General features: G+C 62.8%; 19 protein-coding genes. 12 read left to right on the top strand and 7 right to left on the bottom strand.

Features of this window, described 5'->3' with window-relative positions:
- Nucleotides 1–5: 5 nt before the first annotated feature.
- Nucleotides 6–614 carry a PH domain-containing protein gene (locus E3T27_RS05190; protein ID WP_134571825.1) on the bottom strand — a complete coding sequence of 203 codons (609 nt, stop codon included), beginning with the start codon at nucleotides 612–614 and terminating at the stop codon, nucleotides 6–8.
- Nucleotides 615–682: 68 nt separating this feature from the next.
- Between E3T27_RS05190 and E3T27_RS05195 the strand changes: the two genes are divergently transcribed.
- The 7 genes from E3T27_RS05195 to E3T27_RS05225 all read left to right on the top strand — a co-directional run bounded on the left by E3T27_RS05195 (nucleotide 683) and on the right by E3T27_RS05225 (nucleotide 11,338).
- Entirely contained in the window at nucleotides 683–2,470 is a 1,788-nt protein-coding gene (locus E3T27_RS05195; protein WP_104197521.1) for a dipeptide ABC transporter ATP-binding protein, read from the top strand.
- A gap of 349 nt (nucleotides 2,471–2,819) precedes the next feature.
- Nucleotides 2,820–3,803: an ABC transporter permease gene (locus tag E3T27_RS05200; protein WP_134571826.1), complete on the top strand. Its 984-nt coding sequence runs from the start codon at nucleotides 2,820–2,822 to the stop codon at nucleotides 3,801–3,803.
- A gap of 1 nt (nucleotide 3,804) precedes the next feature.
- Entirely contained in the window at nucleotides 3,805–4,755 is a 951-nt protein-coding gene (locus tag E3T27_RS05205) for an ABC transporter permease (RefSeq protein WP_134571827.1), read from the top strand.
- Between the two features lie 4 nt (nucleotides 4,756–4,759).
- Entirely contained in the window at nucleotides 4,760–6,937 is a 2,178-nt protein-coding gene (locus tag E3T27_RS05210) for a dipeptide ABC transporter ATP-binding protein (protein WP_241992129.1), read from the top strand.
- A 28-nt stretch (nucleotides 6,938–6,965) separates the two neighbouring features.
- Nucleotides 6,966–8,660 carry an ABC transporter family substrate-binding protein gene (locus E3T27_RS05215; protein WP_134571828.1) on the top strand — a complete coding sequence of 565 codons (1,695 nt, stop codon included), beginning with the start codon at nucleotides 6,966–6,968 and terminating at the stop codon, nucleotides 8,658–8,660.
- Nucleotides 8,661–8,856: 196 nt separating this feature from the next.
- Nucleotides 8,857–10,767: a translational GTPase TypA gene (gene typA, locus E3T27_RS05220; protein ID WP_104197525.1), complete on the top strand. Its 1,911-nt coding sequence runs from the start codon at nucleotides 8,857–8,859 to the stop codon at nucleotides 10,765–10,767.
- Nucleotides 10,768–10,873: 106 nt separating this feature from the next.
- On the top strand, nucleotides 10,874–11,338 hold the full coding sequence (locus tag E3T27_RS05225; protein ID WP_134571829.1) for a periplasmic substrate-binding domain-containing protein: 465 nt from the start codon (nucleotides 10,874–10,876) through the stop codon (nucleotides 11,336–11,338).
- A gap of 27 nt (nucleotides 11,339–11,365) precedes the next feature.
- Here E3T27_RS05225 and E3T27_RS05230 read toward each other — a convergent pair whose 3' ends face one another.
- From E3T27_RS05230 to efeU, 3 genes are all read right to left on the bottom strand, one after another.
- Nucleotides 11,366–11,608 carry a Dyp-type peroxidase gene (locus E3T27_RS05230; RefSeq protein WP_241992130.1) on the bottom strand — a complete coding sequence of 81 codons (243 nt, stop codon included), beginning with the start codon at nucleotides 11,606–11,608 and terminating at the stop codon, nucleotides 11,366–11,368.
- 107 nt (nucleotides 11,609–11,715) lie between these two features.
- Entirely contained in the window at nucleotides 11,716–12,183 is a 468-nt protein-coding gene (locus tag E3T27_RS05235; RefSeq protein WP_134571830.1) for a hypothetical protein, read from the bottom strand.
- A 28-nt stretch (nucleotides 12,184–12,211) separates the two neighbouring features.
- On the bottom strand, nucleotides 12,212–13,081 hold the full coding sequence (efeU, locus tag E3T27_RS05240) for an iron uptake transporter permease EfeU (RefSeq protein WP_134571831.1): 870 nt from the start codon (nucleotides 13,079–13,081) through the stop codon (nucleotides 12,212–12,214).
- 161 nt (nucleotides 13,082–13,242) lie between these two features.
- Here efeU and E3T27_RS05245 point away from each other — a divergent pair, with 161 nt between their 5' ends.
- The 5 genes from E3T27_RS05245 to E3T27_RS05265 all read left to right on the top strand — a co-directional run bounded on the left by E3T27_RS05245 (nucleotide 13,243) and on the right by E3T27_RS05265 (nucleotide 19,179).
- Complete coding sequence (locus tag E3T27_RS05245; protein ID WP_134571832.1) at nucleotides 13,243–14,211, top strand: PIG-L deacetylase family protein; 969 nt, start codon at nucleotides 13,243–13,245, stop codon at nucleotides 14,209–14,211.
- Nucleotides 14,212–14,292: 81 nt separating this feature from the next.
- A complete protein-coding gene (gene fdxA, locus E3T27_RS05250) occupies nucleotides 14,293–14,568 on the top strand; it encodes a ferredoxin (RefSeq protein WP_134571833.1) in 276 nt (91 codons plus the stop codon).
- Nucleotides 14,562–15,662 carry a succinyldiaminopimelate transaminase gene (gene dapC / locus E3T27_RS05255; protein WP_277612390.1) on the top strand — a complete coding sequence of 367 codons (1,101 nt, stop codon included), beginning with the start codon at nucleotides 14,562–14,564 and terminating at the stop codon, nucleotides 15,660–15,662. The genes fdxA and dapC overlap by 7 nt, the downstream gene beginning before the upstream one ends.
- 232 nt (nucleotides 15,663–15,894) lie before the next feature.
- Entirely contained in the window at nucleotides 15,895–17,181 is a 1,287-nt protein-coding gene (locus E3T27_RS05260) for a citrate synthase (protein WP_104197753.1), read from the top strand.
- 495 nt (nucleotides 17,182–17,676) lie between these two features.
- The gene (locus E3T27_RS05265; protein WP_241992131.1) at nucleotides 17,677–19,179 is read left to right on the top strand and encodes a nitronate monooxygenase; all 1,503 of its coding nucleotides are present in this window, start codon (nucleotides 17,677–17,679) and stop codon (nucleotides 19,177–19,179) included.
- A gap of 188 nt (nucleotides 19,180–19,367) precedes the next feature.
- Here E3T27_RS05265 and E3T27_RS05270 read toward each other — a convergent pair whose 3' ends face one another.
- From E3T27_RS05270 to E3T27_RS05280, 3 genes are all read right to left on the bottom strand, one after another.
- Entirely contained in the window at nucleotides 19,368–19,847 is a 480-nt protein-coding gene (locus E3T27_RS05270; protein WP_134571834.1) for a hypothetical protein, read from the bottom strand.
- 377 nt (nucleotides 19,848–20,224) lie between these two features.
- Entirely contained in the window at nucleotides 20,225–20,737 is a 513-nt protein-coding gene (locus E3T27_RS05275) for a hypothetical protein (RefSeq protein ID WP_166786108.1), read from the bottom strand.
- Nucleotides 20,738–20,967: 230 nt separating this feature from the next.
- Nucleotides 20,968–23,676, bottom strand: coding sequence for a penicillin acylase family protein (locus E3T27_RS05280; protein WP_134571836.1), 2,709 nt, complete (start codon nucleotides 23,674–23,676; stop codon nucleotides 20,968–20,970).
- Nucleotides 23,677–23,738 lie beyond the last annotated feature (62 nt).

Here is a 23,738-nt window from a genome sequence, read left to right on the forward strand (position 1 = left end):
TAGAGCTACGCCAGCAGAATGGCCACAACGGATGCCGCAGCACCCGCCGCCAGCACGCCAGCGCGACCCCAGGCCCAGACCACCGCAACGGGCGTCTGTGCCGCGAGGCCGCCATCAACCCGACCGGTCTTCTGGAGCAGGTCCCAGCGTGCGCGCACCAGTTGCGCCGCCTCCCCGGACTCACTTCCCGGCAAATCGCCGGGCCGCGGGAAGCCGCTGACGTAGGGCACCGGGTCGGTGCTCTTGCGGCGTCCGGAGCTGGTCAGGCTGCGGCCGGGCGCTGGGGCACAAAACACCGCGAACTTACGACCTGGCGTGTAGAGGGTGAGGGCGAACTTGGTGTCCACGTGCACGAGCGCCGCCCACGGAACGACGATGGTGCGCAGCGGATTGCGAATGGTGACGGCATCATCGCTCACTCGCAGGTCGGGCCGCCAGAGCACTTCCCAGACGAACAGCATCACGAACAGGGCTGGGATGACCAGCCAACGGTTCGACGCTGTCGGGAGCAAAAACAGGCTCAGCGCGCTGAGTGCGGCGACCGCGCAGAAGACCGCCGCGATGATGCGATTGAACCGCGAGTAGAAAACATTCGGAACGGCAGCGACGGACATGCAGCCATGCTGCCAGATTTTGGCGGCAACCACCGAAGCAGCAGCAGCATTGACGAAAGCAGGACTTCATGACCGACCAGGTGACGACCACATTCTCCGGCCCGGTGCTGCAGGTCACGGATCTCACGGTGCATTTCGGCGTCGACAACGTCTGGGTGCCGGCCGCGCTCAACCTGAACTATTCGATCGAGCGGGGCAAGGTGCTCGCCATCGTCGGCGAGTCCGGCTCGGGTAAGAGCGCCAGCTCGATGGCCATTCTCGACCTGCTCCCCGAGAACAGCCGTATCTCCGGCAGCGTCAAACTCAACGGCCGGGAGCTCATGGGGCTGAAGCCCGCCCAGATGCATAAGGTGCGCGGTGGTCAGATCGCCATGATCTTTCAGGAGCCGATGACGGCACTCAACCCGGTCTACACGATCGGGTTCCAGATCATCGAGACTCTGCGCGCCCACTTCGGCATGTCACCCTCACAGGCCAAGGCGCGTGCCCTGGAACTGCTCGACCTGGTCGAGCTGCCCGATCCACTCAAAGCCTTCGACTCCTACCCGCACCAGCTGAGCGGCGGACAGCGCCAGCGCGCCATGATCGCCCAGTCCATCTCCTGCGACCCGCAGCTCCTCATCGCCGACGAACCGACGACAGCCCTTGACGTGACGGTGCAGGCCGAGATCCTCGACCTGCTGCGTAGCCTGCGCGACCGACTCGACAGCGCCATCCTGCTGATCACGCACGACATGGGTGTCGTTGCCGACCTTGCCGATGACATCGCCGTGATGCGACGGGGAGTCATCGTCGAACGCGGCACGGTCGATCAGATCTTCAACGAGCCCACCCACCCGTACACCATCGCCCTGCTCCAAGCCGTTCCGCACCTCGGCCAGCGCGGTGACCAAGCGATCGACATGACGGCCGCGCTCGCCATCGGCACCGACATTGTGGTGGACGCCGTGCTCGCCGCTCGTATCGAGGTCAACGAACGTCTGGCAAATGAGGCCGCCGCTGCAGCCCGGCGTGATAGCCGCGAAGTGGTCGTGAAGTTTGACGACGTCGTCATCGAATACCCCAAGCATGGTCGCGTCGCGGCGTTCCGCGCCGTCGACAAGGTCAACCTGTTCGTGCGCCAGGGAGAGGTTCTCGGACTCGTGGGGGAGTCGGGCTCCGGTAAAACCACCCTCGGACGTGCCGCCATCGGTCTACTCCCGATAACAGAGGGAACGCTGCACGTTGCCGGTCAGGATATCTCGAAGGCCAGCCGTGACGAGATCCATCGACTGCATAAAAGCGTCGGCATCGTCTTTCAAGACCCCTCCTCCTCGCTCAACCCGCGGATGCCCATTGGCGACAGCATCGCGGAACCTCTCAAACTCGGCAAGGGTTTGAAGGGCGCGGCACTGAGCGCCGAGGTGGAACGGCTGCTCGATAGCGTTGAGCTGCCGCGGTCTTATCGCAGCCGCTTTCCGCACGAACTCTCCGGTGGGCAGAAGCAGCGTGTCGGCATTGCCCGTGCGCTCTCGCTTGAGCCGAAAGTACTCATCGCCGATGAGCCCACCAGCGCGCTGGACGTATCGGTGCAGGCCCGCGTGTTGCAGCTGATCCAGGCGCTGCAGCAACAGATGAATTTCGCCTGCCTGTTCATCACCCACGATCTTGCCGTCATCGACGTGCTGGCCGATCGCATCGCGGTCATGCACCACGGCCGCATCGTGGAAACCGGCACGCGGGATGAGATTCTGCGCTACCCGAAAGACCCTTATACCCAGCGTCTGCTGGCCGCCGTTCCGATCCCCGATCCGACCGAACAGCGTGCCCGCCGCGAACTGCGCCGTGAGCTGCTGGCCGGCGGCTCCGACAACTAGGGCCAGCACTCACCGCCTTCGTATTGGGGTCCTTCATCGTGCCTGACATAGCACGCTACCAACTTCGCAAAGGTCACAGACCCACAACGATTGATGGTGAATAATTCGATTTAATCAAGGTTAGACGCGGATTTGTGCGATTTCGTGGCTTTTTGTGCGTAGAAGCTCTCGAGAACCCTAGGCTCTGATCAAAGCACTACAAAGCAAGGATGCTTTGCACCTGTACATATGCATTTCCTGCAAGGAGATGCAAAGGAGGATCACCGTGGTTTCGACACGTTTGAAGTTGGCTGTTGTTCGCCTAGCGGATCACGAGTGTGGGTACTAGAGGCAGCGAAAAAGCTCCCACGTGGTTTTCTACATCGTTCGTCGATTCCTCAACTACTTTGTTCTCTCTGCAATTGCAACCTGTCTGGCCTACGTAGTCGCCAGTGTCGCGCTCGACCCCGCGGCGAAGTATCTCGGCCGTAACCCTCGGCCGAGCGACAGCACCATCACGAGCATTCTCGACGGGCTCGGCGTGAATCCCGACGTACCGGTACTCTCGCGGCTGTGGGAGTGGATCGTCAACCTCGTTGCGCACGGGTCGCTGGGAAACACGGTCGGCGGAACGTCGGTCGTGCAGGAAATCATCGCGCGATCGGGGGTGAGCCTGCGTCTGCTGCTGATTGGGTCGGTCATCGGAGCCATCCTCGGTGTGGTTTTCGGAGTGTGGGGTGCCGTGCGGCAATACCGTGCGAGCGACCAAATCGTCACGTACAGCTCCTACCTCATCTTCGCCACCCCAACCTTTGTCGTGGGCGTACTGCTCATGATCGGCGCGACGGCCATGAACGGTGCGGTCGGCAACCAACTCATCAACTTCACCGGGGAATACTCCGCGGGTCTTTCCGGCCCATGGTGGGTGCTCGCGGCTGACCGGGCGGTGCACCTGCTGCTGCCCACCCTCGCCCTGGTGCTCATGGGAGCGGCCAGCTATTCGCGGTACCAGCGCAGCGTCATGCTCGATGTGCTCGCCGCCGACTATATTCGCACGGCCCGTTCAAAGGGCCGCTCGCGAAATTCCGCCCTGGTGCGCCACGGCGTGCGGGTCGCGCTCATTCCCATGTCGACATTTTTCGCCTACAGCTTCGGCACGCTCATCTCGGGCTCGATCATGCTCGAGATCGTCTTCTCATTTCATGGCATGGGCGAGTTTGCGCTGCAATCGATCACCCAGAGCGATATCAACGGTGTCGCCGGTACGACCTTGTTTCTTGCGATTCTCGTGTTGTTCTCGTCCACGCTTTCCGAGGTACTGTACGCAGCCCTCGACCCACGAGTGAGGTACTGATATGGCTGATATCGGCATTAGGCCGATACCGGACACCACGATCGCGCTGCAGAGCGAGGGAGCAGCCGACCTGGCCGGCGGCATCCGCTCTTCTCAGGCACGATCCCGCGGACGCCTCATCTGGCACCGTCTCGTCCACACACCGCGGTTCTGGGTGGGCGCGATCGCGATAACGCTCATCGCTCTCTGGGCGATTCTTGGTCCGGTTTTCTACCCCTACAACGCCACGGGACGCGATTCGCTCAACATGGGTATCGGTCCCACCCAGCTTCATTGGTTCGGTACAAACGGCATCGGGCAGGATCTGTATGCACAGACACTCGTGGGGCTGCAGAAGTCCCTGGTGATCGGGCTTATCGCCGGACCGCTCGGAACCGCCATCGCAGCAATTGCCGGTTCGGTGGCCGGTTATATGGGCGGCATCGTCGACAAAGTGATCGTGTGGTGCATCAATCTCCTGCTCGTTCTGCCATCGTTCATCCTTCTTGTCATCCTGAGCCCGCTTTTCAAGGGACTCTCGTGGGTATTCCTGACCATTTTCTTAGCGGCATTTAGCTGGATGATCATGGCGCAAGTGATCCGGTCGCAAACCCGTTCGCTGCGAAATCAGGACTTCGTGAAAGCGGCGCGGTACATGGGAGTGCCGATGCCGAAAATTCTCGGCCGTCACATCATTCCCAACGTCGCCTCGCTGCTCATCATCGACGCGACGCTGGGTGTCGTCGGGGCGATCATGGCTGAGACGAGCCTGAGCTATTTCGGCTTTGGCGTACGGGCGCCGGACGTGTCGCTCGGAACGCTCTTGTCCGAGGGCACCAGCGCGGCAATCACCCGGCCCTGGTTGTTCGTTTTTCCGGCCGGCGTTCTCGTGGCAACCCTTTTCGCCGTCAGCCTCGTGGGTGATGCCCTTCGGGATGCTGTCGATCCAACCTCGGGAGTAAACCGTGAGTAATTCAGTGACAGAAATCGTTGCGGCCGCGCGGAAGGTCAGCGCGCGATCGATAGCCCGCCCGCCCCTGCTCGAGGTGAAAAACTTGTCGGTGACTTTCCCGCAACGCGGCGGCCCTACCGTGCAGGCCGTTCGGGGGATCAGCTATCAGGTGCACGAGGGAGAATTCCTCGGTATCGTCGGCGAATCCGGCTCGGGAAAATCAGTCTCATCGCTGGCCCTCATGGGACTCCTTCCGAGCTCGGCCGTGGTGCAGGGCAGCATCACCTTCGACGGCCGATCGCTCCTCGACCTCAATGACCGGGAGTTGTCGAAGATACGTGGCAAGGACATCGCCATGATCTTCCAGGACCCACTCTCGGCCATGACGCCGGTGTACACGGTGGGTGACCAGATTGCCGAGGCGCTCCTGCTGCACGATGCGGCACTCAGCAAGAAGGCGGCGCGTGCGCGAGCGGTGGAATTGCTCACCGTCGTCGGTATCCCCGACCCACGACGACGTGCGAAGGCCTTCCCCCACGAGTACTCGGGTGGCATGCGTCAGCGGGCCATGATCGCGATGTCCATCGCAAACGACCCTCGGCTGATCGTCGCGGACGAACCGACCACGGCCCTCGACGTGACCATTCAGGCGCAGATCCTGGACGTGCTCGAAACGGCCAAGGAACTTACCGGGGCAGCCGTGGTTCTCATCACCCACGACCTGGGTGTCGTGGCCGGCCATGCTGATCGCATTGCGGTGATGTATGCCGGAAAGCTCATAGAGAACGGCTTGACAGCTGATGTTTTCGCCGACCCCCACATGCCGTACACGGTGGGGCTGCTGCGGTCCGTTCCCAACATGCAGACAGCAGGAACGCAACGGCTCGTTCCCCTCGAGGGCCGACCGCCGTCGTTGACGGCTTTGCCGAATGGATGCCCGTTCGCTGCGCGCTGCCCGATTGCGATCGATACCTGCCGTGACACGGAGCCGGAGTTGCTTGGACACCGCGCTGCGGCATCCAAGATCGTCCTGACCGGCGAGCACGACGTGACCCATGTGGCGGCTTGCCATCGCTCTGATGAGATCGCATCGGGTTCGTTGGCCAAGGGCGATATTTTTCCTCGGCCGGAACCGCTCGTCGTCAGTCAGCCCTCACAACGGCCGGGGGAGGATCCTGTTCTCACGGTGTCGAACCTGGTGCGCCATTTTCCCTTGACTAAGGGCGGAGTGTTTTCTCGGCGTATCGGAACCGTGCGGGCGGTCGACGGAGTCTCATTCTCAGTCTTACCTGGGCAAACCCTCGGTCTGGTCGGGGAGTCGGGGTGCGGTAAATCCACCACGATTCTCGAAGTTCTCGAGATGACCAAGCCCCAGGGCGGCCAGATTCTGATCGACGGAACCGACGTGGCGAACCTTAATCGCGTCGACAAGCTGCGCCTGCGTCGTGACGTGCAGATCGTCTTTCAAGACCCCATGGCGGCTATTGATCCCCGGCTTCCGATCGGCGACATCATTGGCGAACCGCTGACCGTGCACGGTGTGAAAACCGAAGCCCGGCGGAAGCGCGTGCGCGAGCTACTCGACCTCGTGGGCCTCGACCCGCTCATGGCCGACCGTTACCCACACGAATTCTCGGGGGGGCAACGCCAACGCATTGGCATCGCCCGTGCCTTGGCGACCAATCCTCGCCTGGTCGTGCTCGATGAGCCGGTATCAGCACTGGACGTGTCGATCCAGGCCGGTGTGATCAACCTGCTCGAAGATCTCAAGGAGCAGCTCGGTCTCTCCTACCTGTTCGTGGCTCATGACCTGGCCATTGTGCGACAGATCGCTGACACCGTGGCCGTCATGTACCTGGGCCGTATCGTGGAATACGGGCCGGTAGCCGATGTATTTGCGCATCCGCGGCATCCGTACACTCAGGCACTGATTTCCGCAGCCCCGATTCCTGACCCGGTCATCGAGCGTAGCCGCCAGCGTGTGCTGCTCGCGGGTGACCTGCCGAGCCCCACCGAGCAGATCGACGGGTGCAATTTTCGCAGCCGCTGCCCGCTGTTCACGATTCTCGGCCCTGCGGCGCAGTCGCTTTGCGCCGAATCCGACCCACAACTGACCCCTGACGGCACGGTTGAAGCAGCTTGCCATCACGTGGGCGTTACCAAAACTTATCTGACCGCACAGTCCAGCAATGTACAGAAATAGTCCCACCAAGAATCAAAGGAGAATCCCTATGAGACGGAAAAGTACTGCGTTCGCAGCAGTTGCCGTTCTGAGTGCGTCTGCCCTGTTCCTCACGGCATGCGCGCCCGGCAATACCGCAGAAAATGGTACCGCCGACACCCCGAGTGGTGCGGTGCCGTCTACGGCCTGGGACAGCGCCACGGCCGACCAGGTCACCGATGGGGGAACGCTCAACCTGGCCATCAACGCTATGCCGGCAAACTGGAACCTCGCCCACGTCGATGGCAACGAGGTCGACACGAAGACCACCATCTCGCCCACTGCTGGCAGCATTTACTCCATCGGCGAAGACGGAACACCAGAGCTCAACCCCGACTATGCAACGTCGGTCGAGCTCATCAGCGAAGATCCCCAGGTCGTCGAGATCAAGCTCAACCCGGACGCCGTCTGGCAAGACGGTACTCCCATCACCTACAAGGACTACGAGTCCACCTGGGGTGCCATGAGCGGTGCCGATGAGGCCTACCAGCCGGCCTCGAGCGCGATCTGGGAAGAGATCGAATCGATAGAGCCGATCGAGGGGGACTTCGACTTCACGGTGACGTTCAGCAGCGTCAACGCGGACTGGCAGTCCGTCTTTGCGGACCTGCCTGCCATTCTTCCGGTTGCTGCCACCGCCACGTCGGAGGCCTTCAACACCGGTTACATCACGTCGCCGATACCGTCCAGCGGACCGTTCATGATTTCGGACATCGACACGACCGGCCAGGTCGTCACGCTCACCCGCAACCCGGTGTGGTGGGGTCAGACGCCCAAGCTGGAGACCATTTACGTGAAGGTCGTCAGCGGCGACGCGCAGGCGGCAGCATTCGGCAACTCCGAAACGGACGTGCTCTACATTTCGTCCAACGCCGACGCCTACCAGACCGCCCAGGGACGAACGGATGCCCAGATCCAGTCCTCCGGTGGCCTCACCTGGACGCACGTGACCTTCAACGGTTCCAAGGGGCCGCTCGCCGATGTGAAGATGCGTACAGCGCTTGGTCACGCCATCAACCGGTCCGTTATTTCCGAATCAGCCAACACCCCGGTGGGCGTTCCTGCCACAACGCAGGGAAGCTACATCTTCATGCCCGGTCAGAAGGGGTTCGAAGACAACGTCGGTGACGCGATCGGCTTCGACGTCGACAAGTCCAAGGCACTCCTCGATGAACTCGGTTACACGGAAGGTGACAACGGCGTGCGTGAGAAGGATGGCACCCCTCTCGTTCTCACCATGACGATCCCAGCCGAGACGGCCACGAACAAGCAGCGTGCCGTTCAGGTGCAGGCCGACCTCAAGGATGTCGGCGTGACTGTCGAACTGAACGAGGTTCCCGCGGCTGGATTCTTCTCCGACTACGTCATCACGGGCGACTTTGAAATGACGGGCTTTTCCTGGGCCGGTACCGCCTTCCCGATTTCGTCGTCGGAGGCGTTGTTCTCCCCGGTCGGTTCCGAGTCGAACTTCACCGGGATCACCGATGACTCGCTCACCGGTCTCTTCGACGAAGCAAACACCGAGCTCGATCCCGAGAAGCGCCTGGTGATCGCCGACAAGATCGACAAGGTGCTGGCCGCCTACGTGCCCATCATTCCGATCGCACCGCTCCCCAATGTGTACGCGGTCAAGGACGGTCTCGTGAATTACGGAGCCACGCAGTTCGAAACCGTCGACTGGACCCTCGTCGGTTGGAAGAACTAACCGACTCGCAGCACTGCTACGCGGGGTGAGGCCATCCGGTCTCGCCCCGCTTGTGTCTGCCTTCGGGCTCGCGGTCCGCCGGAGCGTAAAAATCATACGGTAGGATACTACTTTGGGTCACACTATGACCCTTGGTATCCATTCTTCGTCGCGCGCGAGACTCTGCGGCACTCATTCTTCGTAAGGATTTATTTTTATGGCGATTGCTACACGCAATAACCTCCGAAATGTTGCAATCGTTGCTCACGTTGACCACGGTAAGACGACGCTGGTCGACGCGATGCTCAAGCAGACCGACTCTTTCGCGGACCACTCTCACGTTGAAGAGCGCGCGATGGACTCGAACGAGCTCGAGCGCGAAAAGGGCATCACGATTCTCGCCAAGAACACGGCGGTTTCGTACAAGGGCATCCACGCCACCGAGGGTCCCATCACGATCAACGTGATCGACACCCCGGGCCACGCCGACTTCGGTGGCGAGGTCGAGCGCGGACTGTCCATGGTCGACGGCGTCGTGCTCCTCGTCGATGCTTCAGAGGGCCCGCTGCCGCAGACCCGTTTCGTACTCCGCAAGGCGCTCGAAGCCAAGCTTCCCGTCATCCTGCTGGTCAACAAGACCGACCGTCCCGACGCGCGTATCGATGAGGTCGTGGCCGAGAGCCAGGACCTCCTGATCGGCCTCGCGAGCGACATGGCCGACGACTTTCCCGACCTCGACCTCGACGCCGTCCTCGACGTACCCGTCGTCTACGCGTCGGGCCGTAACGGTGCCGCCAGCTGGAACAAGCCCGAAGACGGCACCCTGCCGGACAACGATGACCTCGAGCCGTTGTTCGATGCGATCCTCAAGCACATCCCGGCACCGACCTACGATGACACGCACCCGCTCCAGGCGCACGTCACCAACCTTGACGCGTCGCCGTTCCTCGGCCGTCTCGCACTGCTGCGCATCTTCCAGGGCACCATCAAGAAGGGTCAGACCGTGGCCTGGGTGCAGCAGGACGGCACCGTCAGCAATGTGAAGATCACCGAGCTGCTCATCACCAAGGCTCTCGACCGCTACCCGACCGAGAGCGCTGGCCCCGGCGACATCGTCGCCGTAGCCGGTATCGAGAACATCACCATCGGTGAGACCCTCGCCGACCCCGACGACGTGCGCCCATTGCCGACCATCACGGTCGACGACCCGGCCATCTCGATGACCATCGGCACCAACACCTCGCCGCTCATGGGCAAGGTCAAGGGCCACAAGCTCACCGCCCGCATGGTCAAGGACCGCCTTGACCGCGAACTCGTCGGTAACGTCTCGCTCAAGGTCGTTGACATTGGACGCCCGGACGCGTGGGAGGTTCAGGGCCGTGGTGAACTGGCCCTCGCCATCCTGGTCGAGCAGATGCGTCGCGAAGGCTTCGAACTCACCGTTGGCAAGCCGCAGGTGGTTGTCCGGCGCGTTGACGGCAAGATCCACGAGCCGTACGAGCACCTCACCATTGATGCGCCCGAAGAATACCTCGGTGCTATCACGCAGCTGCTCGCAGCCCGCAAGGGTCGCATGGAGAACATGGCCAACCACGGCACTGGCTGGGTTCGCATGGAATTCATCGTTCCGTCACGTGGATTGATCGGCTTCCGCACCCAGTTCCTCACCGACACGCGTGGTACCGGTATCGCCAACGCGATTCTGCACGGCTACGAGCCTTGGGCCGGCACCATCAACACCCGCACAAACGGTTCCATCGTGGCCGACCGCTCCGGTGCTGTCACGCCGTTCGCGATCATCAACCTGCAGGAGCGCATGTCGTTCTTCGTGCAGCCGACCAGTGAGGTTTATGAAGGCATGGTCATCGGCGAGAACTCGCGCGCCGACGACATGGACGTGAACATCACCAAGGAAAAGAAACTGACCAACATGCGTCAGTCCAGTTCCGACACGTTCGAGTCGATGACGCCGCCCAAGGTGCTTTCGCTCGAGCAGTGCCTCGAATTCGCTCGCGAAGACGAGTGCGTCGAGGTCACCCCCGCTGCCGTGCGTATTCGCAAGGTGGAGCTGACGGCATCCGCTCGCTCACGCCAGGTTTCGCGCGTCAAGAAGATGGACGCGAACTAGCCAGTTTCGCTCCCAAGAGCGTAAAAAGTGCCGCTTTGACCAGGTCAAAGCGGCACTTTGTGCATCCTCGCGGTGTACTCATTCGCATAACGTGAAAGGTTTTTTCATGACAACCAGCAGGCCAACACGACGAGTTGTTCTCGCTCTCGTAGTCGCTGCCGCCGGGTTACCGCTCTTGGCGGGCTGCTCCGTGGGCGAGTCCGTGCGCGATAGCGTGAATGGCGCCGTCAACGGGGCTGTTCAGGATGCGACGGGCGGTGACGTCAGCCTCGGTGGGCAGCTTCCCGCCGACTGGCCGACCGAAATTCCTGTGCTCGACGGAGAGGTTCTCTTCGCGACCGGTGGCCTGGGCGAGAGTGGGGTCGGTGCCTGGGTCGTGACCGTCAGTACCACGTCGACGGCTCCCCTGGACGACGCGCGGGCCCAGCTGTTGGCGGCCGGCTTCACCGAAGTCGTGGCTGGAGTCGACGCTGAGGTGGTCACAATGGCGAATGCGACGTACGGCGTCGTCGTCGCCGGCAATTCCGATGGCGTTCTGTACACCGTCACTCCGGTGCCGGTGCTCGGTTAGGCGAACAGGGCTGCGCCGACGTAATTCTTAGTCGGAGATGCCTCCGGGAACGGCGAAAAGGGCAATGCCGACGTGCCGAATGTACTCGTTGAGCGCGTCGTGCTTGGCCAGGTTCAGCTGCACAGAAAAGAATTGGGCTGGTGAACGCCGGAAGCTGATGCAGAACAACCCGGCTTCCAGTCGCCCCAACTCATCGTTGCCATCGACGAAATTGTAGCTGCGACGCAGTAATTTGGTGCCGTTGTTCTGGGCTGGATGCGCCAGCCGCACGCGTGCCAGGCGGTCCGGTCCTGGTCCTCTTCGAGGTCGGGCTCGCGCAGGTCGAGCGTGGGGTCAAGGTCGCCGAACGATTCGGTGCCCGTGACGAACTGGTTCATCTAATTAGAGACGTACGAGGCGTGTTTGGAGTTGGCGATGTCGATCTGGGCGGCGCGGTTGACGCTGACGGTGGCGGCGGCATCCGTTTTGGTGGCGGTGAATTTGGCCTTGCCGACGCTGTCGCCGGCCATCCCCGGCTTACAAGAGGTGAAGCAGCTACCGGCGTCGAGCTGCACGACGAGGTCGCGACTAAGACCGGGGCCGATGTTCTCGGCCTCGCCGACGATGCGCAGACCGTCGGCGGCGAGCAGGTAGAACTCGGTCACCTGGTCACCGGAATTGGTGACCGAGAAGCGAATGTTGCCAGCCGGCGCCTCGTCGGCTGACACCGCACAATTCGTCGCGTTGCTGTCTACGGCGAGGGCCGTGTGCGAGGCGGCCGGGTTGTTTGCGACGCAGCCGCTGAGCAGAGTGACACCGAGAACACCGACGCCGAGCAGGCGGGCATAACGCAAGACACGAGGCATGAAGATCCTTTGGCAGAGAAATGAGAAGTCAGTGCGCGGCAACCGGAACGGGCGCCGGCGTCTGGGGTGCGGTCTGAACCGGGTGGGTGGTCGTGCGGCCGTGGCGGCTTTTTTTGATGAAGAGGCTCAGTGTCGGCACGGCGTAGGCCAGCCAGGCGAACATCTCCAGCCAGGTGGTGGCGGGGGAGAAGTTCAGGGTGCCCTTGAGCAGCGTGCCATACCAGCTGTCGGGCGGCACGGCGGCGCTCACGTTGAAGGCCAGGGCATGCAGGCCGGGCAGGAATCCGGCTTCCTGCAGGTCGTGCACGCCGTAGGAGAGTACGCCCGCAGCGACGATGATGAGAATCGCGCCGGTATAGGTGAAGAACTTAGACAGGTTGATCTTGAGCATGCCCGCGTAGATCAGTGCGCCGAGGCCGATCGCCGTCGCGATGCCGAGCGCCGCGCCGAGCAGTGGCATGGTCGTCGCCCCGGTGGCCTGCACGGTGGCCCAGAGGAACAGGGCGGTCTCGATGCCCTCACGACCGACCGCGAGAAAGGCGACGAGACCGAGGCCGAGGCCGGTGCCGACAAGGTGCTTGTCGATGTTGCCCTGCAGGTGCCCCTTGAGGTCGCGTGCGGTGCGCAGCATCCAGAACACCATCCAGGTCACCAGGCCGGTCGCGACGATCGACAACACGCCCCCGATAGTCTCCTGTGCGGTGAACGAGAGCCCATAGGTGCCATAGGTGAGCAGGGCGCCGATGCCGAGGGCGAGGAGCACGGCCAGGCTCACGCCGATCCAGATGCGCGCCAGCACGTCACGACGGTTGATTTTCACGATGTAGGCGATGAGAATCGTCACGATCAGCGCGGCCTCAAGGCCTTCGCGCAGGCCGATCAGGTAGTTTGCGAGCACAGGGTCCCTCGAATAGTTCGGGCACGTTTCGGGTGAAAGATTTGGTAAGGCTATCCTTACCGAATCCGACTCTAGTCAGAACGGCGCGAACGTGTCTAGTTATAATTTGACTCGAGCACGGGTGTTACCCAGCAAGATGAATAGCCAGCAGAACAGAAACGGTGCGTACGCCCATGGTCATGTCCGGCAGCAGCGAACGAATCCTGTTCGTGCATGCCCGGCCCGGCGACGAATCCGCACTTACCGGCGGCACGATTGCCCGGCTGCGCGCCGATGGGTCACGGGTGGTTGTGCTCTACGCCGGTGCTCTCATCGAAGCAGACGCCGTGATCTTTGCGGCGTTGGCCGAGCTGGGGGCGCGCAGCTGGCACCGCTTGCCACAGGTCTCCGCGCTCGAATTCGTCTCGACTTTTCGAGAGGCGATTGACGCACTCGGGGCAACCGCAGTGGTCGTTGGCGCCGTCGATGACGGTCTGCGTGTGGTCGCGACGACCGCAGCGCACGAGGCCGGCCTGCCGGTTTTCCTGGCCTGCACGGTGCGGCAGGCAGCCGGCCAGCGTCTCATCGCCATCGACGTCGGCGCTCACCTCGACCAGAAACTGCGCGCCCTCTCTCACTTCCCTGCGCGCTGGACGCTGACCGAGCACACCCGCGTCCTGGCGGACGGGGCTATCGATGTCATCACCGACACCGAAACGTTTCTGAGAGCGGATGCCCCGCGCACAGCGCTGCCCGCGCCCACCCGACGGCCCGCGCGCCCGACCCTGGCGAACCGTTCGTTGGGCGGTCTCGGCGGACTGCTTCTGGGCATCCTCTTCGGTGTGCTGGGAACCATCGCTCACCAGGCCACTCTGACCCTGTTCGGGATGGCGCTGCCGATCGGCCTGACAATCGCGTTCGTCGGCATCGGAGCGCTGCTGCTCGGGCTGCGCCTTGTCGTGGGGGACAGGTTCGTGGTCGGCCTCGCCGCGACGGGATTACTCCTGACCATTTTTGTGCTGTCACTGCGCGGTTCCGGGGGGTCGGTGCTTGTGCCGGCGGGCCTGCCCGGAACCCTGTGGACTGTTGTTCCGGCGCTGATCGCGGCTTTCGTGCTGGCTTGGCCGAAACTGCCGCCGCGCCGGCGCTAGCCGGCGCCGCGTAATACGGAAAGAGGCCTGACCGAGGGGGCGTACAATCAGGTGTCCGCTCTCGAAGGGAACCCCCAGCCTGTGACGTATGTGATCGCTCTTCCGTGCGTTGATGTCAAAGATCGTGCCTGCATCGATGAATGCCCGGTGGACTGCATTTATGAGGGCGAACGATCCCTCTATATCCATCCGGACGAGTGCGTCGACTGCGGCGCCTGCGAACCGGTCTGCCCGGTCGAAGCCATCTACTACGAAGATGACCTGCCCGAACAGTGGTCCGACTACTACAAAGCCAACGTCGAATTCTTCGACGACATCGGCTCCCCCGGNTTCAGCACTAAGCGATTTTCGTGCTGAAGCCGCTTCCGGACTACCCGTGGGACCAGATGGTTCCGTTCGCCGAACAGGCTCGGCAGCATCCAGGCGGGATCGTCGACCTGTCGATCGGTTCGCCGGTCGATGCCACGCCCGACGTCGTGCAGCAGGCGCTGCGCACCGCAACGGATGCCCACGCTTATCCGCAAACCGTCGGTACGCCCGCCCTGCAGCAGGCGATCATCGCCTGGTATGCCCGGCGCCGCGGTGTCACTGGGCTGGAGCCCAAGAACGTGTTGCCCACGATCGGTTCCAAGGAGCTCGTGGCGCTCATGCCGTTCATGCTCGGCCTCGGTGATGGCGACACGATCGTGCACCCGCGGGCGGCCTACCCGACCTACGCGATCGGTGCGGCTATTGCCGGTGCTGTGGCCGTGGCCTCTGATGATCCGGCCGAGTGGCCCGAATCGACCAAGCTGATCTGGCTGAACAGCCCCGGAAACCCGGACGGCCGAGTCTTGTCGGTCGACGACCTGCGCGCTGCCGTTGCCCGCGCCCGCGAACTCGACGCCGTGATCGTGAGCGACGAGTGTTATGCCGAGCTTGGCTGGGACGCCCCGTGGAATGCCGAGGCGATCCCGAGCATCCTCGACCCCCGGGTTATTGACGGCGACCGACGCAAAATCGTCGCTATCTACTCGCTCAGCAAGCAGTCCAATATGGCCGGCTATCGGGCGGCTTTCGCGGCCGGCTGTAGCGCCGTGCTCGAGCGCCTGCTGACCGTACGTAAACACGCCGGCCTCATGCTTCCGGCGCCGCTACAGGCGGCAATGATCGCCGCTCTCGGCGACGACGAGCACGTGAGCGTTCAGAAAGAGCGCTATCGCGCACGCCGCGCTGTGCTGCTTCCCGCGCTGGAGGAGGCCGGCTTTCGCATCGATCGCAGCGAGGCGGGGCTCTACCTGTGGGCGACCGAGGGACGACCGGCATGGCAATCCGTCGAACGGATGGCCGCCCTCGGCATTCTGGCCGGTCCCGGTCCGTTCTATGGTGATGTCTACCCTGAGCACGTGCGATTTTCGCTCACCGCGACCGATGAGCGTATTGCCGCCGCTGCAGCACGCCTGGTGGTTTGAAGCAGCGTTTGTCTGGGCTGAGGGCTTGTGGACTTCTGCCAACGAATCGACCGAAGTCTTAGCTGATGCAACAGCGGGTGGTCAGGCGGATTAGGCTGTAGTCGCGACGGAGTCGACCACAGCATCTTGATCACTGGCCGACTCAGTGACGCGTCGTCACATTTCATCCGGCAGTGATACCCGAGGAGGCTCCGTGACCGACGTCGCGCAGCACACAACATCCGGCGAACCGATCAGCGCTGACCCGAATAAGGTCACCATCACCTTTCCTGGCGGGAGTGCAGAGTTCCCGATCCTGACCAGTGTGGACGGCGTGTCGAGCATCGATATATCCACCCTGACCAAGAAGACCGGCCTCACGACGCTGGACTACGGTTTCGTGAATACTGCGGCAACTCGCTCCGCGATCACCTATATCGACGGTGACGCCGGTATCCTGCGCTATCGCGGGTATCCGATCGAACAGATCGCTCAGAACTCGAACTTTCTCGAGACGGCCTGGCTGTTGATCTACGGTGATCTGCCCAGCGCGAGTGAACTGGCTAACTTTGACGATCGCATCCGCCATCACACGCTGTTGCACGAAGACATGCGTCGGTTCTTTGACTCTCTGCCGCACAAGGCGCACCCGATGAGTGTGCTCGCCTCGGGCGTCTCGGCACTGTCCACGTTCTACCAGGACTCGCTCGACCCGAGGGACCCGGAACAGGTCGAGATTTCGACCATTCGCCTTCTGGCCAAGCTGCCGGTCATGGCCGCCTACGCGCACAAGAAGAGCGTCGGTCAAGCCTTCCTCTACCCCGACAACTCCCTGAGCTTCGTCGACAACTTCCTCAAGCTCAACTTCGGCAACATGGCCGAGCCCTACGAGATCAACCCGGTCGTCAGTAAGGCCCTTGAACGCCTACTCATGCTTCACGAAGATCACGAGCAGAACGCGTCGACCTCGACGGTGCGCCTGGTCGGCTCGACGGAGGCCAACCTATTCGCGTCGGTCTCCTCCGGCATCAACGCGCTGTTCGGACCGCTGCACGGCGGAGCCAATGAAGCCGTATTATCAATGCTCGGTGAGATCCAGGCATCTGGCCAGGGCGTCGAAAAGTACGTCGAACGCGTCAAGAATAAAGAGCAGGGCGTGAAGCTCATGGGCTTCGGGCACCGGGTCTACAAGAACTACGACCCGCGCGCCACCTTGGTCAAGGAGAGCGCCCATGAGGTATTGGCCGCCCTCGGCGTGCAGGACGACCTGCTCGACATTGCGCAGGAACTTGAGCACATTGCGCTCAATGACGATTACTTCAAGGAACGTCGCCTGTACCCCAATGTCGACTTCTACACTGGCGTCATCTACAAGGCGATGGGCTTTCCGACCCGCATGTTCACTGTGCTCTTCGCGATCGGTCGTCTGCCCGGCTGGGTTGCGCACTGGCGTGAGATGAACGAGGATCCGGCCACCAAGATCGGCCGCCCGCAGCAGCTCTATGTGGGCTCCCCGGCCCGCGACTACCCCCGCAGATAGCATCGCGCCTGTACTCTTCCTGCGCAAATGACCCGGTGCTGAAGACCCCGCGCACTACGAACAGGGGCGCAATCACGGGTCGATAGCGCGGGCGCGCGAGCTGCTGGTGGATGCTTGAAGAGCAATAGCTGTGATGTGCTCTGGTGACTGGTGACTGGTGACTGGTGACTGGTGACTGGTGTTTGGTGACTGGTGTCTGGTGACTGGTGTGTGGCGTGATGGGTGCTGACGCGGCGGCCTGCGTCGACGGCCGGCGCAGTAATTATTTATGGATACATCCGCACGGTCGAGCGTGCGGACCGACGCCCCAAATCACTCGGACGTCGGCTGTCCCTCGTTGATCGCGCCTTCCGCCGTCTGCCCTCCGCTTCTAGCTTTTCGCTTTTAGCCGGAGCTGGCATGGACCTGCGGAACGTATTCGTGGGACGGAATATGCACGGGAATAGTCTGTGAAAGGGCGCCCACCCGTGGTGTCCGTCACTGAAAGGTTCGCTTATGACTCTGCTCCAGATGACTGCGTCCGTGATACTTGCGACGGCCACATCCACGACTCTGCGCCCAACGCAGGCGCTGCCAACCATCATTCAGGGCGGCATGGGAGTTGCCGTGTCATCGTGGCAACTCGCCCGCGCGGTGTCCAAGGCGGGGCAGCTCGGTGTCGTCAGCGGTACCGCTCTCGACACGGTCATAGCAAGGCGCTTGCAGGACGGCGACGCGGGTGGCCACGTGCGCCGCGCGTTGGCTCATTTTCCGGTGCCGGCCCTGGCCGATCGGGTACTGCGGAGATACTTTCGGGCCGGTGGCCGTCGCTCTGGAATTCCGTACCTTCCCATCGCGAAGGTCAGCCAGCATCCGCTTGTGAAATCGCTAGAGCTGAGTGTCGTCGCGAACTTCGTCGAAGTCTGGCTGGCCAAGGAGGGCCACGAGGGTCTGGTCGGCATCAATTTTCTTGAGAAGGTGCAATTGGCCACCCCGAGCGCGGCCTACGGAGCAATGTTGGCTGGCGTCGACTATGTGCTGATGGGAGCTGGAATCCCGGCCGAGATACCCGCGCTGCTCACCGGACTTGCCCGGCACGAGACCCGGGCGCTCGACCTGCACGTCGAGAACTCCACCACCAGATACTCCGTCGAATTCGATCCGGAAGCCCTGACCGGTGGAGGACTGCCGCCGTTACACCGCCCCCGTTTTCTGGCGATCATCGCTGCCCATGTGCTCGCTGTGTACCTGACCCGGGAGGAGTCGACGCGTCCCGACGGCTTCATCATCGAAGGGCCGCGGGCCGGCGGGCACAATGCGCCTCCGCGCGGACGCGGTTCCCTCGATGACGACGGCCAACCCGTCTACGGCCCCCGGGATGACGCCGATCTGGCGAAGGTCGCAGCGGTCGGCCTGCCGTTTTGGGTCGCTGGCGGTTACGGCACCCCCGAACGGGTCAACGAAGCCCTTGCGATTGGTGCTGCTGGCGTTCAGGTGGGGACACTGTTCGCCCTCGCGGCCGAATCCGGCCTCGACGATACCCTGCGGGAGCAGCTACTCCGCCAAATCGACAGCCAGGAGCTGGAGATTCGTACCGATCCGCTGGCCTCCTCGACAGGATTCCCGTTCAAAGTCGCGACGCTTCCGGGAACTTTGTCGGACGCCACCCTGTATGAAGAGCGCCCACGCCTATGCGATCTCGGTTATCTCCGAGTGCCGTACGAACGTTCCCCCGGAGTGCTCGGCTACCGGTGCCCAGCCGAACCGGTCGCGACGTTTGTGCGCAAGGGCGGTTCCAGCGCGGAGGCCGCCGGCCGCAAATGCCTGTGCAACGCCCTCACGGCCAACGTCGGACTCAGCCAGACCCGACGAGACGGATACGAGGAGTTGCCGCTGGTCACTCTCGGTACTGACCTCGACGGGGTCACAGCCTTGCGTGCCGCGTACCCCCAGGGCTGGTCCGCCACCGAAGCCGTAGCCTATCTCGAGTCTAAATCTCGATGGCAGCCCACGGACTGAACCGGCGCAGTGCGGGTTTCAGCCGTGCGGGTACACCCGGAAAGCTGAGCAGGGGAGAGTCTTATCGGTCGGGTTATGGGCGAGGTAGCGGTAGCGGTGATTTGAGGCCGGGACGTTGTCGCCACGACGAGCGCGCACACGGAGTTGCGGTGAATCTCTCGATGTCGAGCGTGTGGTGGTTGTGTCGGTCAGCAGCCGGGTCCGCGGGGGTTGGTGTTGCAGTCTTGGGCGACGAGCACGGTTGATTCTTTGGCAGCCATAACGGTGAAGGGGGCTGACGGCACGGTGACGATGCCTTCGACGGGCCGCCAGCCTTGGTCGCCGAAGCTGTAGTCGGCGCGGTAGTCGATGGTGAGGACGACGGTGTAGGTGCCTTTTGTGGCGTACGTGTGGCTGGTGGTGGTGTTGGAGAATTCGGCGAGGTTGAGGTTTTTCCAGTTCGAGCCGCTTGTTGGGGTTGAGGTGGTGTTGCTGTCTCCGTAGTCCCAGTGGTAGCCGATTGGGGTGAACATGACGTGGGCGGGTTGGCCGAGGAGTAGTCCTTCTTGGATTTGTGCGGATGGGTCGGCCCAGAAATTTGTGGGCAGTCCGACGATGGTCCAGCCGTTGGGTTCCATGTTTGTGGGGGCGGCGTAGGCGGGGAAGTTTTGCAGGTCGGAGACGCTCACGATGGTTGAGGGGGAGCATACGGTGCAGGGAGTTGCGGGTGTGTTGGGTCGGGCGAAGGGTAAGAAGGAGCCGTTGCCGCAGGGGATGGTGTCGATGCCGGGCTTTGCCGGGTCGCCGTTTGCGCACACTCGCGGTGGCGCCAGGGTGTCTGTTCCCCCGCGTCCTCGTCGTGGGTGACTTGAGGTTCCGGTACCGCTGGAGCCCGTGGTGGTATCTGCCGTCAGATCAACGCCGCTGCCGATAGCCTTCCCGCCCGTTTCCGGAGGGTCGGGACAGGCATAGAGAGCGCCGGCTATTGCAGTGCAGGCAATAGTGCGTGCGCCAGCGAATGCGACTTCAGTGGGATAGAGCAGTGCAATCGATGTGGCTGTAACAATTAGCAGAAATTTGAGCCGGACCATGAGTCTGATTTCTCGACGAAGAGTCGGTTGGCGGAGGAATCATGAAGAAGAGAAACTTGTAGCGGGTAGCGATCGGGGCGCCCTGCCGGAATAACCGATGCCCCCGCAGCGTCGATCACGTCCGTCTGCGTAACGTCAAGGCAGACATAGGCGATGACGTCGCCTGACGACAAATCTGCACTCTGCAGCGTGAATGAATCGAACGCAAGATCACCGACGAGGTGGATTTTGTCCGTCGACATTCGTTCGTAAGTTGCCAGTTCCGATTCGAGGACTTCGCCGACTGTGTACTCGGAAATTCTCTGCGCTTCCGCTCCACCTTCATGGGCGATCTTGTTGGACATCACCTGATATTCGGAATAGGCATCTTCCGCAGCAGCCAACGCCTCGTCGTTCGAGGCGAAGACCGGGGGAGTGTCGGTCGGCGTGGCCGTTGCTTCGGCGACGGGTGCCGCCGAAGTAACGGGAGCGGAGTCGGGAGCGGCCATGCATCCACTCAGCGCGCCCATGACGAGAGTCGAGAGAACACTAAAAAGCACAGCGCTGTGCACGCGTCGTGGCCGCATCGAGTTTTGCATGGGGTCACCATAGACCGAATTGCTACAACCGCGCTTGAACTTTCCACAGGCCGGTGTTTAACCTAAAACCCCACTGAGCCAGGCCTGCCGAGCGCTCTCCGAGCGTGATCATTCAGACATGCAACCGCTTGGGAACCTACCTACGACGCGGGCTCGAGGGTCAGTGTGTTGGTCGCGTTGCCGTTGATGGCAGCGGGGGTGAACAGCCAGGGGCGGGTTTCGTGGTCGCGCCAGAGCGGCGCCTGGTCGGTGTAGTTGGGGTGGAAAGCGTGCCCGGATGCCCCGGTGAGGTTGATCCAGCTGGAGTCGTCGAAGTTCTCCAGGCTGACGACCTGTCGCATCGACGGTACCCAGTCCACTTGGTAGCCCGAGGTGGCATCCCAGCCGACCGCATTAACGACGGCTGAACCTCCGGCGAGCTCGTACGGCCCGCGGTTGAACAACCATTCCAGCGGGCCGATCCCGGACCTGCCGAAGCTCTGGTTGGTGAGCTCAAGGGTGTGGATGCTGCCCCACTGCCAGTCCGTCGGGTTCGATCCCATGAGGTCGGCAGCCTCCACTGCGGCATCCGTCATTACTCGGCGCAGCATACTGTCCTGCCCGATGGTTCCGTAGGCGGCGTTGGACCACCACGGGGAGTTCGGCTCAGCGAGGAGGCTCGTGACCACGGAGAAGGCACGATCACCGCCGGTGAGGGCAGCGCCGGCGTCGATCTTGCCGGCAAATATGTCGTGCACAAGCGTGCGCCAGATCACGTTGAAGTACGCGGCGGCGGCACTGTCGGCGTCCATTTGGTAGTCCCAGCCGTCGAGCAACTTCTGTGCTTCAATGGCGTCACCGGTGAGTCGCACCTGCTGCAGGGCCGGCACCAGTGCCGCCGCGATGGCGCTGTAGTTGTCACCCTGAATCTCGCTCATCAGCTCTGCGGTCAGCGGGGTTTTCGCGGCAACGAGTTCCTGCAGCCGGGCCGTGATCTGGTTTGCCCGATAGCCCAAATCCCAATCGGCGGTGAGTAGGTAGGGGTAGCTCTGGTCGGCGGCCGCGTTATTGGCCGTGACGATGTATCCACTCGGCGGATTGAACGTGCTGGGCAAGGCGTCAAAGGGGATGTATCCGGTCCAGCCGTACTGACTGGTATAGCCCGGCACCGGCAGGGTACCGTTGCCGCTGGCCCGAATGGGGATAAGCCCGGGCGCTTGATAGCCGATATTTCCGTCGACGTCGGCATAGGTCAGGTTCTGCGCCGGTACCTCGAACAGGGCGGCCGCGGCGCGAAAACTGGTCCAGTCGGTCGCCTGGTTCAGGGCGAAAATAGCGGATGCTGTATGCCCCGGCGTGAGCGCCGTCCACTGTAACGACAGCTCATACGTGGTTGAGTCCGCGCCGGTTGGGTCAGCGCCGGTCTGGTCAGCACCCGCCTCGGCGATCGGGGTTGGAGGCAGCCCTGCCGCCTCCGGAAAGTCACTGGCGATCTGGGGGTAGGCGGTGCCCTCGAAACCGCTCAGCAGCGGACCGTGTCCGGTCGAGCGGATCTCGATCTTGACGTCGCCACCGCCGGCGACGGAGATCTTTTCGTCGCGCAGCAGCAGGGGCCTGAGAACGCCGTCCACCTCGTAGCTGTCGCCGGTGACCTTCTCGATATAGAGATCAGCGACGTCAGGGCCGAGGTTGGTGAAGCCCCAGGCGATGCGCTCGTTGTGCCCGATGATCACGCCGGGCATTCCCGAAAAGCTGTACCCGGCAACGTCGAACGGGCAGTCGACCGTGATCGACTGGCAGCGTAACCCCACCTGGTACCAGACCGAGGGCAGCGCCGGGCCGAGGTGCGGATCGTTGGCGAGCAGGGGCTTGCCGGTGTCGGTGAGGGCCCCGGCGACGACCCAGGAATTGGAACCGATCTCCCCGCCGGCCGGTCCGAGTAATTCAGGCACCGTTCCGAGGTGCGAGCGCAACTCGGTGAGAGCCCGCGCGTACGAATCGACGGAACCGGAACCGGAACCGGCACCGGAACCGGAACCGGGTGCGTCGGTCTCGGTGCCCGGGGTGGCGCCGCGGTCGGCGGCGGGGATATCCGTCGAGTCAATGTTCGGCCGAGCGGCCAGCGCCCCGGGTGACGGCTTGGTGATGGCCTGGCTGCCGGTGATGGTGGGGTGCTGGTCGGACGGAAAGTCCGGGTGCAGTTGGCTCACCTCGGTGGGGGTGAGCGTCGTTGACAGCAAGGCGCGGTCGATCTCGTCGTCGAGGTTGGAACGCAGGTCCCAGGCCATGGCTTTCAGCCACGCGACGGAGTCGGCCGGGGTCCACGGTTCCACCTCGTATCCGGGGTTCTGGAGGCCCAAGACGGCATACTCGAGCGACAGGTCGGCTCCGTGGTGGGTGCCCAGGTAGGCATTCACGCCATCGGCGTAAGCCTGGTAGTAGCCGAGGTTGACCGGGTCGAGAAGGGCAACCTCCTGCTCGGCGACGGCTCGCCAGCCGAGCGTGCGCACGAATGTGTCGGTACCGACCTGGCTTTCTCCGAACAGTTCCGACAGTCGCCCGCTCGTGATGTGCCGGCGAAAGTCCATCTCCCAAAACCGGTCCTGCGCATGCACGTAGCCCTCGGCGAGAAACAGGTCGGCAGCGGTCTTCGCGGTGATCTGGGGAATTCCGGCGTCATCGCGGGTGACCGTGACCGTGTCGGTGAGCCCCGGAATGTCGACGGTGCCAGCCAGCGTCGGAAACGACCGCGTGACCGTCCAGACCCCGAGACCCGCGGTGACCACAACCAGGCTGACCACGATACCGAGCGCGATCAACGCACGCCGAACGCGACGGTGCCCCTTGCTGCGCGGTGCGTCGGTGCCCACATCACTCCCTCGTGAATCGAGCGATCCCCACCCGAGCGGATGCCGCTACCCGGATGGTATCG

This window comes from Cryobacterium lyxosi (assembly GCF_004403345.1).
Lineage (GTDB): Bacteria > Actinomycetota > Actinomycetes > Actinomycetales > Microbacteriaceae > Cryobacterium > Cryobacterium lyxosi.

Excerpts from the sequence above, each read along its gene's own strand:
- E3T27_RS05190 (WP_134571825.1), bottom strand. The coding sequence starts at position 614 with ATGTCCGTCGCTGCCGTTCCGAATGTTTTCTACTCGCGGTTCAATCGC.
- E3T27_RS05195 (WP_104197521.1), top strand. The coding sequence starts at position 683 with ATGACCGACCAGGTGACGACCACATTCTCCGGCCCGGTGCTGCAGGTC.
- E3T27_RS05205 (WP_134571827.1), top strand. The coding sequence starts at position 3,805 with ATGGCTGATATCGGCATTAGGCCGATACCGGACACCACGATCGCGCTG.
- E3T27_RS05215 (WP_134571828.1), top strand. The coding sequence starts at position 6,966 with ATGAGACGGAAAAGTACTGCGTTCGCAGCAGTTGCCGTTCTGAGTGCG.
- typA (WP_104197525.1), top strand. The coding sequence starts at position 8,857 with ATGGCGATTGCTACACGCAATAACCTCCGAAATGTTGCAATCGTTGCT.
- E3T27_RS05225 (WP_134571829.1), top strand. The coding sequence starts at position 10,874 with ATGACAACCAGCAGGCCAACACGACGAGTTGTTCTCGCTCTCGTAGTC.
- E3T27_RS05235 (WP_134571830.1), bottom strand. The coding sequence starts at position 12,183 with ATGCCTCGTGTCTTGCGTTATGCCCGCCTGCTCGGCGTCGGTGTTCTC.
- E3T27_RS05265 (WP_241992131.1), top strand. The coding sequence starts at position 17,677 with ATGACTCTGCTCCAGATGACTGCGTCCGTGATACTTGCGACGGCCACA.
- E3T27_RS05275 (WP_166786108.1), bottom strand. The coding sequence starts at position 20,737 with ATGGCCGCTCCCGACTCCGCTCCCGTTACTTCGGCGGCACCCGTCGCC.